Origin of the sequence: Vibrio hepatarius (assembly GCF_011806575.1) — a bacterium.
Classification (GTDB): domain Bacteria; phylum Pseudomonadota; class Gammaproteobacteria; order Enterobacterales; family Vibrionaceae; genus Vibrio; species Vibrio hepatarius_A.
Genome location: NZ_JAATOO010000003.1, coordinates 48,863 through 62,840 on the forward strand (window position 1 = coordinate 48,863; position 13,978 = coordinate 62,840).

Here is a 13,978-nt window from a genome sequence, read left to right on the forward strand (position 1 = left end):
CGACTACTCCCCAAACGATCCGCATCGTATTACTCTTAAGTAATTTCGTCCATAGAAAAATCAGAAAAGGAGCAACATTGCTCCTTTTCGTTATATGCCACTGATGGGAATCAAGTAGACCAGTGCGGACCACGCACCTATCCAACTGACTATCATGGCAATATCTGTCCAATCTTTACCCATACTTCCCCCATAACAATAAATACTGTTATTTCGAAGAAGAACCAGCAATCTTTGTGCCGTGTTGGCGTACTGAATCGTCTTCGCGGCGATTGAGTATATTTGGGTTGTCTTTGAGAAAATCAATAAAGCAATCGGCCATAGAAGCACAGGTAACAATACCTTCCCCTTTCATGTTGGTCATCGCTTCATAACCTTCTTTACCTTTCATGGTATACGCCGATGAGGTACCAACATAAAAGTGCGATTCTTCAACGGGTTGCCAACCTAAATCTGAGTCAAAGATCTGGAGATTGGTAATGCGCTTTCCAAGTGGCGCATCGTAGTTGTAGTCATAACTTAAGTTATAGGTATACGGATATGATCCATCACCTGTACCTTCTACACCGTTGTTCAGCGCATTATTAATCGCACCTTCTATTGATGCGGCAATGTCCTTACCCTGAAGTTCGTAGACGCCAATCGGTACTGCAAACGGCAGTAACTTACCGGCAATGTCCGCGACCGATACGTCACCAGCATTGAGTGAATTACGCACCCCACCTGCGTTATGAATAGCAAACTCAACTGGGTGACCATCTTTACGCATTCGGTAAGCAAACGACTCCGCGACTAAAGGTGCAAGTTCACTGCCCCCTTGTTCGTCCGGCACTCGCACATGCCGCAGCTTGCTATTCACTTCGGCAATTATGTCACGTTGTAACTTTCTAACTTGATTGGTGTACTTGTCGAGCAGTAACTGTTGCAGTTCTGGGTCTTTTTTACACACCAATACGTTCGGGTGTTGGTCGACGTATTCACGTGCAATCTTGTACGGGTTTTCATCACAAGATTCACTCATGCTAGCATGCAAGAAGATACGACGGCCAAGCAACAGCTCGTTCTTTCCGTTAAAGGAAATCACTTCGCCATCGGCAGAGAACTCAATATCACAATGCCCCATGCTCAACGCATGATAGCCCGCTTGCACAACATACGTACCGTTAATATGTACACCGTATGGGTCGTCTTTCGTCAACCCAAGGCCACTGAAATCACCTTGTAGTCTGTGGCTATGACCGCCAACAATCACACCTATACCAGCGACTTTTTCTGCAAACTCTAAGTCCGCTTCATAACCCATATGGCTGAGTAAGATAATTTTGTTTATCCCGGACTGGCGAATTGCGGCAACAGTTGATTTCGCGGTTGCTAATGCGTTGACAAATGGCGTATCAAAATCCGGATTGGAAATGTCCGCCATTTTATCGAGCGCTAAAGAGAAGATAGCAACCTCTTCACCGTCAACATTTTTCGTTATCCAACGAGCTGCTCGTCTCTCTGGCTCGTAGGAGTAAACCTTGGGGTTATCGCCTAGCTTGCATGTTTTGCGCTTATCTTCATTCGACAAGTCCCAGTTTCCGGCAAGCAAAGGGAAATTAATTCGTTTCGCAAACTGAGCGACAGGCAAATTGCCCATATCCAGTTCGTGGTTTCCAAGTGCCATCGCATCAATGCCAAGTTCATTTAGCATCACGGCATTCGCCTCGCCTTTAAACAAGGAAAAGTAAAGCGTGCCTTGGAAACAATCCCCAGCGTGTAAAAATAGAAACTCACTTCCTTGTTTTTGTGCGAGCTGCTTGAGTTGTTTCGTGCGGGTCGCAATGCGTGCAAAACCGCCCGCACTGACGTAAGGAGTCAATTCTTGATCGTGGACATGTAATGTCAGTTGAAGTGACGTTGGCTCGAAGTACGAGTGTGTGTCGTTAATGTGCGCCAGTTTGATTTTGACTGGCTTATTATTTTTATCTTTCATATTTTTTTCTCTCATCATTCGCACATCCTATCGCATCATGCATGACAAATTCATTAAATTTCACAAAATTGTTGTAACTCCAAATCTGTATACATAGATGAACATGACGTAAATCATATGCTTGGGCGTTTCACACCTGAGTAGCACAATGAGTTTGTGATGTAACCTTCTGCTTATTCGAGAGTTTTCTATTATGCTTAAAATTGAAGTAGTTCATTTGGAATCTTTATATGCTGTTAGAACGGATCGAAATTTCCGGTTTCCGCGGAATCAAAAGACTGTCAATTGCGTTCGACGAACTCACTACCCTGATTGGTGAAAACACCTGGGGTAAATCGTCATTGTTGGACGCACTATCCGTCGCGTTACCGGCCGAGGGCATTCCGTATCAATTTGAAATGACAGATTTTCACGTTGATTACTCGATATCACATCCGCAAACCCAACACCTTCAAATCGTTTTGAGTTTTCTTTCTACCGATAAACAAGAAATGCATTCGGGCAGATATCGGCGGATTAAACCTATCTGGACCAAAGATGACCAAAACGTTAGCCGCATTATTTATCGCTTAAGCGCAACTCGAACCGATTACGATATAGAAACCCACTACACATTTCTCGATAAAGACGGAAACCCACTCAGATTGCATCACTCGGAGAAGCTGGCACAAGAGTTGATCAGCTTGCACCCTGTCATTCGCTTGAAGGATTCTAGGCGTTTCGACCGCCCGTTTATCGATGACAACTCGGCCAATACTCGCATTGAGAAACGCATCAACAATACCTGCCGCCGTTTAATGGCCGTTCCGGGACACGTAAACAAAGGAGAAATGAAGAGCAGCCTAAACTCGATGGTGACGCTGGTGGATCACTATTTTTCATTCAAATCCAGCGCAAGAAAGAACCCACGTAAACAGCGTGACGGCATTTTTTACAACAGCGCTTCAAGCAACAAGAGCTTGTCTCAGGTATTTGCCGAAACCAACGACAAACAGACTCGCTTGCTGTTTATGGGGTTACTGAATGCCTATTTGCAGGCCAAAGGTCCGAATAAGCTTCGTCGTTGCGCACGCCCTATTTTGATCATTGAAGATCCTGAAGGACGTTTGCACCCAACCCACCTTGCCCGCGCCTGGAGTTTGTTGCAACTGCTACCGATGCAGAAAATACTTACGACCAACAGTGGACACTTGTTAAGTCAAGTACCGTTAAACTCCGTGCGTCGTTTAGTGCGTCAATCTGACCGTACAATTACGACTTATCTACCATCGCAAAAGTTCAGTCGTGATGAGCTTAGAAGAATTGGGTTCCATATTCGCTTCCACCGTTCTGGCGCTCTATTTGCCCGTTGTTGGCTACTCGTAGAAGGTGAAACCGAAGTGTGGTTGTTCAATGAGTTGGCCAACCAGTGTGGATATAACCTTGCCGCAGAAGGTGTTCAAATAATTGAGTTTGCCCAATCAGGACTGAAATCGTTAATCAAAGTAGCCAAAGCTTTTGGCATTGACTGGCACGTAGTGACCGATGGCGATGCTGCAGGGAAGAAATACGCAACCACAGTAAGAGGTCAGCTAGGACACGATCAAGAGCGTCATCGATTGACTGAGCTGCCTGATCACGATATTGAGCACTTTCTGTATAACCACGGTTTTGAACCTTTCTTTAAAGATATGGTTAAAGTCCCACTCGAGCACCCAATTCCGGCGAAAAAAGTCGTCGCTCGTGTACTTAAAAAGTTTGCTAAGCCAGACCTAGCACTCGCGATCGTATCTCACTGTGAGACAAAAGGCATGGATTGTATTCCAATCCTACTACGTTGGACACTCAAACGCGTCGTTACCATGGCTAATGGCAACACATAAAAAAGCGGCATTGACCATCAACGTCAATGCCGCGTATCAAACAGATACAAATCAATCGGGGGTTCACAATTAAGTACGAGTAGGAAGCTCACTACTTGATTGCGTTTGATTTGACTTTTGATGTAGCCATAAACCACTTGCTTTCATCGTGTAACCGAACACGCCACCCAAGATTAATGAAGGGATAACAAGTTGCCAGTTACCATCGGCAGCAAAAGTTGCACAACAGCCGATGAAAGTACCAGGAATGTAGCCAAGCCACGCTTTCTTAGCTTGAATACACATCATGAAAGAAACGATAGCAGTGATAACGTAACCCATGATTTCCAAAGAAACGAAACTCGATGCTTTGATGATCACCATTGCCCAGAACACACCAGTCATGTTGGTCATCAAACTTTCAGCTAGCCCTTTCAAACCACTGTTAGGTGATGCAAAGTAACTTGTGCATCCTAAGAATCCTGCCCAAGATAGCAATCCAAGTGAGATGGCAATCCATCCCCAAAGACCGGACAAAATACCTGTTGTGAGTGAAATAGCGACTAGTGTGCTCATAGTGTTACGCCTCATGTGATTCATACACATCGAAAGTACAAGGACGCATCATAGTGCTAAACGCAGCAAAGATCACAACTCAGATCACATAAAATAAGCAAAAACCCCATCAACAGTCACAAATTACGTGATGCAATCGATGTTTCAACAGATTTAGTTACTGAAGGTTTTCTAGATTGGTGATCAAAGTACCGTTGGCTTACCTTTCATCATCCGTAGCCCTTCTCGTTTAATGCATTCGATTAACGGGTTTTCGACCATGTCTGCGCGCCAGATGAATGACAGCGTACGTTCCATATTGAGATCTGGAACATTCAACGCCACCAATTGCCCGCTATCGATAAACCTTTCTACATCAAGATACGGCAAGCAAGTGAGATACTGACCATTGGCAACCATGCTCCTGATCACAGGTACGTGCTCGTATTCTCGCCACACATCTAGGTCTTCTATTAAATGATGAATGGAGCTATCAAAAATCTTGCGAGTGCCACTGCCGTGCTCTCTCAACACCCAGCGCGCTTGCTCAAGCTGCGCGAGACTAACCGTATTGTGCTTTGCAAACGGGTGGTGAGCTGCAGCAACCACCGTTAAATGGTCACGACACCAGACCTCTTGTTCGATTCGGTTATCGTCACAACGCCCTTCGATAATGCCGAGGTCGTATTTGTAATCAAGCACGCCCTGAATGACACTATCGGTACTTTTTACATTCAGCAGAATACGCAATTCTGGAAATGAATTATCAATAATACTGATAAGGTCTGGAACTAAATGTTCAGCTGGTGTTTGGCTAGCGCCAAGCTTTACGTTACCACTTAATAAATGCTGCTCGTAGAACCCCATTTCGATCTGTTGAGCGTCTTGTAACAGACGTTTCGCTTTTGGCCTGAGCCACATCCCCCAATGGGTAAGCGCCATCTGCTTACCTTGTCTCTCAAATAACGGTCGACCCAACATTTTTTCTAATTGTGCCAACGACATACTGGTTGCTGATTGAGTCAACGCCAGTTTATCCGCCGCCAAGCTAACACTGCCTGTATCCGCCACTGCGTCGAATACAGCTAATTGTTTTAGTGAGTATCTCATTCCACTTCAATCCTTGTTTTCGGACTTATTTTTCTTCTTGGGACTTGTTGTCGAATGTTTCGAATATAACCGACAAATACGCAAACCGTTTCATTTTAACGAGTGACATTGTTATATCAATATTTTTGATAAGGTTTTTAAAAATTATCAATTTTACCTGTAGCAACACGCGCCCTAATCTGGATTGGCAACGAGGGATTTCTTCTTGCAAACATAAGGAGGTAACTATGCATTTTCAGACCCGGGAGCATTTATGACTCAGGCTCAAGCGAACATTCAATATTTCTCACCAATGGAAATGATGGCTGAAGCAGAAAAGTTTGCGCTTAGTAAAGCGAAGAAAACAAGCTCGATGACTTTAAGCCTTGCTGTAATGGCTGGCGCATTCATTGGCCTAGCTTTTCTTTTCTACATTACCGTTACAACTGGCAGCGCAAACGCTGGATGGGGATTAAGCCGATTTGCAGGTGGCTTAGCATTCAGTATGGGCTTAATTCTCATCGTTATATGCGGTGGCGAGCTGTTTACAAGCTCCGTGTTAACCAGTATTGCCTGGGCAAACAAGCAGATCACTTTCGGCAAAATGCTCAAAACATGGGGCAAAGTTTACGTTGGTAACTTTATTGGCGCGATGTTATTGCTGGCCATTGTCACCGCTGCAGGTTTATACCAAATGGATAACGGGCAATGGGGTCTTAACGCGCTGAATATTGCACAGCACAAGCTCCACCACTCTGTCATTCAAGCGTTTGCTTTGGGCATTTTATGTAACCTTTTGGTTTGTCTAGCTATTTGGCTAACTTTCAGCAGCGCAAATGCAATGACCAAAGCGGTAATGACCATCCTACCCGTTGCGATGTTCGTATCCAGTGGATTTGAACACTGCGTAGCAAACATGTTCATGGTGCCACTAGGTATCGTCATTCAGACCTTTGCACCTGAAAGCTTTTGGAGTCAGGTTGGCGTCACCCAAGCGCAATACGCTGACCTCAATATTACGCAATTTGTTACCGCTAACTTAATACCGGTAACGCTAGGAAACATCGTCGGAGGCTCAGTACTGGTTGGCTTGGCTAACTGGAGCATCTACCGCCGTCCACAACTTAAAGCAGCATCACTTTCAACGATCACTACGACTACAAAATTAGCGTCAGTTAAGGAAACCACTATGAGCACTAACATTCTTGTTCAAGACATCATGAACCCAAATCCAATCACTCTAAGTGCAGACGTTCATACTCCTGCTGCGATTGATACATTGCTAGACAATCACATCATCAGCGCCCCCGTCGTTGACGTGGAAGGTCGCTTGGTGGGTTTCTTCTCGGCTCACGACGTGATGGTCGATTTGTGGTGCCAAGATTACTTGCCAGTAGCAGGACAGAAAGTGGTCGACTTAATGTCTCGTGACGTGGTGGCGATCGATGTCGCAGATAAGCTTATCGACGTCGCTGAGTTCTTATGCATCGATAAAGACCAGCTCTACCCAACAACCAGCGTTGGCATCGCAACACGCTTCAGCACTCTATCTTTAGAAGAAAGAGCTAAATCAATGCGCGTTAGCAAACCACATGTACTTCCAGTGCTAGATAACGGCAAATTGGTTGGGATTGTGACTCGTGAAAACGTATTAGCGGCACTAAGAACGGTTTACGGCGAACGTGTGTCTTTGGTTGAAGAAAAAGCACTAGAAACAGCGTAAACCGCACTCAACGACCGACGTAGTGTTTCACTCAGAATTTGGTCAGGAAATAAGTCGCTTGATCAAAAAAGCCCTCAACATCTGTTGAGGGCTTCTCTATATTTAGCAGTAACTTGTGTTACTTTTGCACGCCTTCTACGTGTAGTTCCATATCAACATAGCTAGATGAACCCATGACTGCGATGTTGAAGTCAGCAAGCTCTAGACGAGTTGTACCGTAGAAACCAGCACGTTGACCACCCCAAGGGTCTTGACCAGCACCGATGAACTCAGCATCGATAGTCACTGGCTTAGTCACGCCGTGTAGGTTCAAATCACCCATCACTTCAAGTTTACCGTCACCTTTATCTACAACTTTAGTGCTGGTAAACGTTGCTTTAGAGTACTTAGATGCATCAATAAAATCTGAGCTACGAATGTGCTTGTCACGCTCTGCATGGTTTGAGTCTAAGCTTGTAGTGTCTACATTTACTGTCACTTTAGAAGCCTCAACGTTTGCAGGATCGTAAGAAAACTCACCATCAAATTTGTTAAAGCGACCTTTGATAAAGCTGTAACCTAAGTGGCTTACTTTAAAGTTAACCGATGCGTGTGCACCTTTTGTATCAATCACGTAATCCGCTGCGCTTGCACCAAATGGCAGTGTCATTGCCAATGCTAGTCCAATTAACGTCTTTTTCATTTTGAAGCTCCTATCATTTTGCGTAGCGTGTTGTCTTTATTAATAAAGTGGTGTTTTAACGCAGCCAATGCATGTGCTGCCGCAATTAAAATCAATGCCCATGCAACGTAGAAATGTATTTCACCCGCTAAGTCAGCTTGGCCCTCAAAGAAAGCGCCTGCCCCCGGTACGGTAAACCACGTAAATACATCAATTCCACGACCATCTTCCGTTGAGATCAGGTAACCAGATACAAACAGAGCAACTAAAAGTAGATACATCAAAATGTGTGCAATCTTAGCGCCAGTTACTTCGTAAGGTTGGCCTTCAATCTTTGGTGACGGCGTCACATGTTTCCACACTATTCTGAACACGGTCAGAATAGCTAATAGAATTCCTATAGACTTATGCCAATGAGGTGCGGTGCGATACCATTCGCTGTAGTAGGACAAGTCCACCATCCACAATCCAACACCAAACATACCTATTACAACAACAGCAGATAACCAATGTATCGCTCGAGCAATAGGGTTATAGTTTTTTACTTCAGGTTTCATCGCAAGCTTTCCACAAATAAATGATTCTTCTTATCACTAAAGAATACCTAACACCCCATAGGTTTAACAGATTATTTACCAATCTTTACAAGGGTGACACTGCCGCAACCTGATGAAGTCGTTCAAAATTTTCGAAGGAACTTATATAAGAAGCTAAAAATCACTAATCTGTTCTATCTCATACAATTCATCTGCAATATCCATCATTTTACGTTGCATAACAATTTGAGCGTCGCTCAATCCCTTGTTATAAAAGGCGGGGGCAAATTTATCGACGATGAAATCAAGCAGAAAATCTGCGTCAAATTGACCAATTTCAACGTCTAATTCGTCTTCTAAATAGCCCTTTAACGCGTTGGACATCGCTTGTTTTTGTTGTGATGTAAATTCAATCTTGGACATAAACCATTAACTCTACGTGAATTTTCGGCAATTAAGTGTAACTGAACTTTACACTAGCATGATAACCTAAGCCTGCTTTATGCAGTCATGGAGATAATGAGATTGTTATTGGATGTGCTAATTCAAAGTGTGAATGAGTTTCAGGCAGATTGCATGAAACTGTGCGAAAAGCACTACCCAACCATACATAACAGAGGAATGAGCGAACACCATTTGGGTTTAGCGTTTGCTCGTCGTTTATCGCGCACGTTGAATGAATTTGGCCACGCCTACGAATACAAGCCTCTGGAAAGCATAAGCAGCGCCGAATACCCACATCACTATCGAGTAAGTTCTGAAATCGGTTCGGTTTGGATTCTTACTTCACATCTTGTTAGTGCGGGGTCTTCTTGTCGAAAAAAGCAGCTTAAAACGATTGCTCAATGGAAAGAAGAATATGGATTCGCTGTGCAACCGAATGATTTACTTTTAATGCTGACTGACCATTGGATTACCCGCAGTAAACAAAGCCGCGAGTTACTCCACTGGTGGACGGGACAACTGCCCGATGAAATTGATGACTACCGCACGCAAGGAATAAGCCTGTACGAAAGTGAGTCTCAGTTAGCGCTCTCGCTAGAACAACACTTTAACTTAAGTCCCTACTACGTAAAGTTTACTCATCCGCTTAAACGTGCGACCGACCAGCAAATGGTAAGAAAGTACATTCAGTTATTTTCAGTAGTACAACTCAGCTGATTGATTAAATCAAACCAATCAGCTTTGTGCTTACTTGGTTGATGCAAGCCCAGTGCGTTCAACGATTTCAGTGTCAAAGCCATCTAAGCTCTTTTGATTCCGTGTTTCCCAATACTCTTTAACACCGTCACGTCCGCGTTTATCTGCCCACTTAATGAGATCATCGCGTTCACCTTCATAGGCAAAATACGGAACAGACATACCGCATGATGCCTGCACTAACTCGATATCTAATATGAAGATCTGACGAGCGCCAGTATACGTTGGAAAGAGTTCAACATAGCGTTGCCATTCTGAATCACCTTCGTGTAACACCGTCGCATTGCCGTAGGCACGTAAAATCAACGGTGCACCTTCGAAGGCGCAAAACATGATCGTCATGCGAGCATTTCTAAGTACATGCGCAGCAGATTCATTGCCGCTGCCCGTTAAGTTAAGCCAGGCTATTTTCTTTGAATCAATGACTCTTAATGAATCACCACCTTTCGGGGATAAGTTTACTTTCCCACTTTCCGCTGCCGTCGCAACAAAATAGATATTTTGTTTATCGATAAACTCAATCTGTTTGTTAGTTAATTCTTCAAACGTTTTGCCCATGGTTGCTCTCCTTAGCCAAGATATATTATCCAAACAAAGCTACGTTCCAGTATCCTGCTTGATCGCATTCATTATATAACGCCAACTTGATTGAAATTGATACCGAGCTGATTAAAACCCCTGCGTTTTCTGAAAGAAATCGTAAATATTTCAGTTTTAACTAACAATTATATTCATTATCAGAAAGTAAGCATTCTCTTATGTGCCGTGCTAAGCACAAGTGAAAACAGGCGAGATGTTGTTATGTATCTAGGATAAAGTAATCAAATCATACAAAATAGAATTAGTTATAGTGCGCAAATGTCTAACTGGAGTGTGGAAATTATGCCTAGATAAATGGTGCTTGGATGTCATAGTGCTTTCATTTAACTGAGACATACTCGCTCAAATTAAGAGTAATGACCGTCGGTTCAGTGAAAAAACTAAAACGCTATCAATACGAAAGATATGCCGTTCTGTGCAATTTGGCTTATTCCCGTGTGTTAAAACAAACCCGTTACGGTTTCGCCCCCAATGGCCAACGCGTCATCCATAATCGCTATGGTAAACCGATGATTCGAGTCCTTTGGAGTAATGATAATGATGAAGTCATTGTTGTGATTAAGGGCTCTCATAACCCTGTCGATTGGTTACTCAATCTCGCGATGTGGCAGAAAAAATGTCACCAATTTGGCTTAAATTATTCAATTCACGCCGGTTTTCATTACTTACTTACCCAAGAGAGTATGCCGAGTCATAAGAGTGACCACTTAGGGCTCTCTGTTTATGAGCGTTTGCAAACCATACTGCTCACTCACATTGAACAAGGTAAAAGAATCACTTTTACTGGACACTCTTCCGGTGGTGCACTAGGCTGCGTACTTGCCGACGCACTTGAGAATAAATACCCCAAATCCATCAAACGCGTGGTGACCTTTGGACAACCCGCGTTTGGCGGTTTATCGCTGAGAAAACACTATCAACTGGCGCATAAAACCTTTCGAATATGCTGTGACCTCGACATCGTCACATTTTTGCCCCCTCTTGCAGGATTGTACCTACATACAGGAAAAATGCTTTGGCTATACAATGGACGAATATATGAAAACACTCCTACTCTTATTCGTCTAGGGCGATCATTAGCTTCATGGTTGATGAGGCCTTTCTCGTATCATTTGATGGAGAAATACATTAGAAATAAAGATTTTTTTGATGAACGCTAAATGACAATTATGGGACATTACTTCAGAAAATATTCCTTAGATCTAAGGCATTCTTAAATTACTCTATAAAACACATTGCAGTAGATAGTTGAAATATAACAACTCCTACACCAAATATGCCCTAGGCCATTTACGTATCTTATGTGAACACATCAGTTGATTCATATAATTATCAAATTGGGTTCCCAAATTTTCAGGAAGGTGTACCAACTAAGATGATTCTCAATACCCAAAGTCAGTTTGAAAGTTGTCTGTCCATCAACGACCAACAGCAGTACATTGCCGTCTACAATGGCCTCACGTTGAACAGCGTATTTCAACCCATACACGATACTCAACAAAGTATCGTCGGTGTTGAAGCGCTAGTACGTATATTCGATAGTAATCAACAACCTATCCGCCCAGACCTATTTTTTGGCTCTACTGAAGTGAGTGACAATGACAAAGTGAATGTCGAACGTCTAAGCCGCGTTATTCACATGCGCAACTTCGCCCGCTCAGTGCTTAGAGACAAGACATTGTTTTTGAATGTACTGCCTATTGCAGCAGAGAAATTGGCAATGGGTGATATTAAAAGCGGTTTACTTGTTCGTCGAGTGGAAGAGTTAAAACTCACACACTCTCAAATCGTTCTCGAGCTCATCGAGTTAGATACGCAAAACCCTGAGGTTCTCAACCGCGTTATGCACCAGTTCAAGCAACACGGTTTCAAAATTGCTGTTGATGACTTTGGTGTCAATGCCTCAACGATTGAGCGCGTTAAAGACATCACGCCGAATATCATTAAGTTTGATCGCTCGATGTTACTGGAATACTGCGATGGGATTACTAAACCTCTAAAATTCGCAATTGACCTCGCTAAAAGCATCGGGGCAAAAACTGTTATCGAAGGTTTGGAGACCGAGAAACAGCTTAGGGCGATCCAGCATCTCGATATCGATATGTACCAAGGATTTTACTTTGCGATGCCTACTCCACTCTCTGTAGATGTTGCATATATCAACTAGCGTAATCCTTTGGTTGTGCTCACTTCTACTGCTCCCAGTTAGCAGTTCCGTAAACACCTGTCGACATATTATTAACATCCACTTCGTGATTAAAATTCAACATTTATAACCACATTTCTTATTTAAACTAATTTATTGCTCTAGATCAGCAGAAGCTAATTTAGCACTCGTGCTACAAGACCATTTTTTGTAAATTCCTTTTCATACTTTGAAATACTTTTTACGAAATGTAACTTTTAGGACTTTATATGCTTGAGCTATTCATTGGTTTGGCCGTCACCATTGCTGTCGGCTATTTTATCGTTAAGGGTTATAAACCCGCTGGTGTGCTGTTGACCGCGGGTCTGATTCTATTAATTTTGACCGGTATTCTCGGTCACACCGTCCTACCTTCAAAAGTCGCGTCAACAGGTAACATGGTGACTGACTCCCTTGAGTACGTGAAATACATGCTTCAGTACCGTGGCGGCGGCTTGGGTATGCAGATCATGTTGCTATGTGGTTTTGCTTCGTACATGACACATATCGGCGCTAACAATGTTGTAGTTAAACAGTTTTCTAAACCCCTTTCCGTGATTAAATCGCCATACGTACTACTAGTTGCGGCATACATCGTTGCATGTTTGATGTCTTTGGCAGTTAGCTCGGCAACAGGTCTAGGCGTACTTTTGATGGCAACCTTGTTCCCAATGATGACTGCAATGGGTATCTCTCGCCCTGCTGCTGTTGCTGTGTGTGCTTCACCAGCGGCAATCATTCTGTCTCCAACTTCTGGCGACGTGGTAATCGCTGCTGAAAAATCAGGTATGGCGCTCGACGTTTTCGCCGTTCAAACCGTACTGCCTGTATCAATCTGCGCAATCGTTGTGATGTCTGCGGCGGCATTCTTCTGGAATAAGTACCTAGATAAGAAAGAAAACTCTCCAATGGAACGCATCGACGTTTCAGAGATTGAAGTAAAAGCGCCTGCGTACTACGCGGTTCTACCTTTCCTTCCAATCATCGGTGTTTTCCTATTTAACGGCCGTACTATTCCTGGCCTTTCACTAGATATCTACACCATCGTTGTACTGTCTATTGTACTAGGCGCACTAGTGGATTTCGTGACTAAACGCTTTAAAGGTAAAGAGACACTGGAAGACCTAGAATCTTGCTACGCGGGTATGGCTGACGCATTTAAAGGCGTGGTAATGCTATTGGTTGCGGCAGGTGTATTTGCTCAAGGTCTGATGTCTATCGGCGCGATTGATAACCTACTGCATTTAGCGGAAACAGCAGGCGCAGGCGGTATTGCTCTGATGCTTATCCTAACGGGCTTAACGGTTGCAGCAGCAATTGCGACGGGCTCAGGTAACGCACCATTCTACGCGTTCGTTGAACTGGCGCCTTCGTTGGCTGCGAAAATGGGATTAAACCCTGCGTTCCTAATCATCCCAATGCTTCAAGCATCTAACCTTGGCCGTACAGTATCACCGGTATCTGGTGTGATTGTGGCAACGTCTGGTATGGCTAAGATCAGCCCATTTGAAGTGGTTAAGCGTACATCAGTTCCCGTACTTTGTGGCTTGATTACCGTTATCTTCGGTACACTGGTACTGGTACCAATGACAGCGTAATCGACCGCGAAACAG

Annotated in this window: 13 protein-coding genes; 6 read left to right on the forward strand and 7 right to left on the reverse strand. The window is 43.7% G+C overall.

Features of this window, described 5'->3' with window-relative positions; genetic code table 11:
• Positions 1–208: 208 nt before the first annotated feature.
• Positions 209–1,975, reverse strand: a complete 1,767-nt coding sequence (locus HCZ42_RS02920) for a bifunctional metallophosphatase/5'-nucleotidase (RefSeq protein WP_167419267.1) — start codon at positions 1,973–1,975, stop codon at positions 209–211.
• Positions 1,976–2,205: 230 nt separating this feature from the next.
• On the opposite strand from HCZ42_RS02920, the gene HCZ42_RS02925 reads away from it, so the two are divergent.
• On the forward strand, positions 2,206–3,837 hold the full coding sequence (locus tag HCZ42_RS02925; RefSeq protein ID WP_167419268.1) for an ATP-dependent endonuclease: 1,632 nt from the start codon (positions 2,206–2,208) through the stop codon (positions 3,835–3,837).
• Positions 3,838–3,906: 69 nt separating this feature from the next.
• Here HCZ42_RS02925 and HCZ42_RS02930 read toward each other — a convergent pair whose 3' ends face one another.
• Positions 3,907–4,392, reverse strand: a complete 486-nt coding sequence (locus tag HCZ42_RS02930; protein WP_167419269.1) for a DUF1097 domain-containing protein — start codon at positions 4,390–4,392, stop codon at positions 3,907–3,909.
• A 183-nt stretch (positions 4,393–4,575) separates the two neighbouring features.
• Positions 4,576–5,481: a LysR substrate-binding domain-containing protein gene (locus tag HCZ42_RS02935; protein WP_167419270.1), complete on the reverse strand. Its 906-nt coding sequence runs from the start codon at positions 5,479–5,481 to the stop codon at positions 4,576–4,578.
• Positions 5,482–5,734: 253 nt separating this feature from the next.
• Between HCZ42_RS02935 and focA the strand changes: the two genes are divergently transcribed.
• A complete protein-coding gene (gene focA / locus HCZ42_RS02940) occupies positions 5,735–7,183 on the forward strand; it encodes a formate transporter FocA (protein ID WP_167419271.1) in 1,449 nt (482 codons plus the stop codon).
• 118 nt (positions 7,184–7,301) lie between these two features.
• Here focA and HCZ42_RS02945 read toward each other — a convergent pair whose 3' ends face one another.
• The 3 genes from HCZ42_RS02945 to HCZ42_RS02955 all read right to left on the reverse strand — a co-directional run bounded on the left by HCZ42_RS02945 (position 7,302) and on the right by HCZ42_RS02955 (position 8,803).
• Positions 7,302–7,865 carry a YceI family protein gene (locus tag HCZ42_RS02945; RefSeq protein WP_167419272.1) on the reverse strand — a complete coding sequence of 188 codons (564 nt, stop codon included), beginning with the start codon at positions 7,863–7,865 and terminating at the stop codon, positions 7,302–7,304.
• Entirely contained in the window at positions 7,862–8,401 is a 540-nt protein-coding gene (locus HCZ42_RS02950) for a cytochrome b (RefSeq protein ID WP_167419273.1), read from the reverse strand. Before HCZ42_RS02950 ends, HCZ42_RS02945 begins: the two co-directional genes overlap by 4 nt.
• 153 nt (positions 8,402–8,554) lie before the next feature.
• The gene (locus tag HCZ42_RS02955; protein ID WP_167419274.1) at positions 8,555–8,803 is read right to left on the reverse strand and encodes a DUF2164 domain-containing protein; all 249 of its coding nucleotides are present in this window, start codon (positions 8,801–8,803) and stop codon (positions 8,555–8,557) included.
• A gap of 102 nt (positions 8,804–8,905) precedes the next feature.
• On the opposite strand from HCZ42_RS02955, the gene HCZ42_RS02960 reads away from it, so the two are divergent.
• Positions 8,906–9,541, forward strand: a complete 636-nt coding sequence (locus HCZ42_RS02960) for a hypothetical protein (RefSeq protein WP_167419425.1) — start codon at positions 8,906–8,908, stop codon at positions 9,539–9,541.
• Positions 9,542–9,571: 30 nt separating this feature from the next.
• Here the strand turns inward: HCZ42_RS02960 and HCZ42_RS02965 are convergent, their stop codons facing one another.
• Entirely contained in the window at positions 9,572–10,138 is a 567-nt protein-coding gene (locus tag HCZ42_RS02965) for a pyridoxamine 5'-phosphate oxidase family protein (protein WP_167419275.1), read from the reverse strand.
• 413 nt (positions 10,139–10,551) lie between these two features.
• Between HCZ42_RS02965 and HCZ42_RS02970 the strand changes: the two genes are divergently transcribed.
• The 3 genes from HCZ42_RS02970 (at position 10,552) to dcuC (ending at position 13,963) form a co-directional block, all read left to right on the forward strand.
• Positions 10,552–11,340 (forward strand): lipase family protein, encoded by a 789-nt coding sequence (locus tag HCZ42_RS02970; RefSeq protein ID WP_368484164.1) that lies wholly within the window; start codon positions 10,552–10,554, stop codon positions 11,338–11,340.
• A 215-nt stretch (positions 11,341–11,555) separates the two neighbouring features.
• The gene (locus HCZ42_RS02975; protein ID WP_167419277.1) at positions 11,556–12,347 is read left to right on the forward strand and encodes an EAL domain-containing protein; all 792 of its coding nucleotides are present in this window, start codon (positions 11,556–11,558) and stop codon (positions 12,345–12,347) included.
• 248 nt (positions 12,348–12,595) lie between these two features.
• Positions 12,596–13,963 (forward strand): anaerobic C4-dicarboxylate transporter DcuC, encoded by a 1,368-nt coding sequence (gene dcuC, locus HCZ42_RS02980; protein WP_167419278.1) that lies wholly within the window; start codon positions 12,596–12,598, stop codon positions 13,961–13,963.
• The last annotated feature ends 15 nt before the right edge of the window (positions 13,964–13,978 follow it).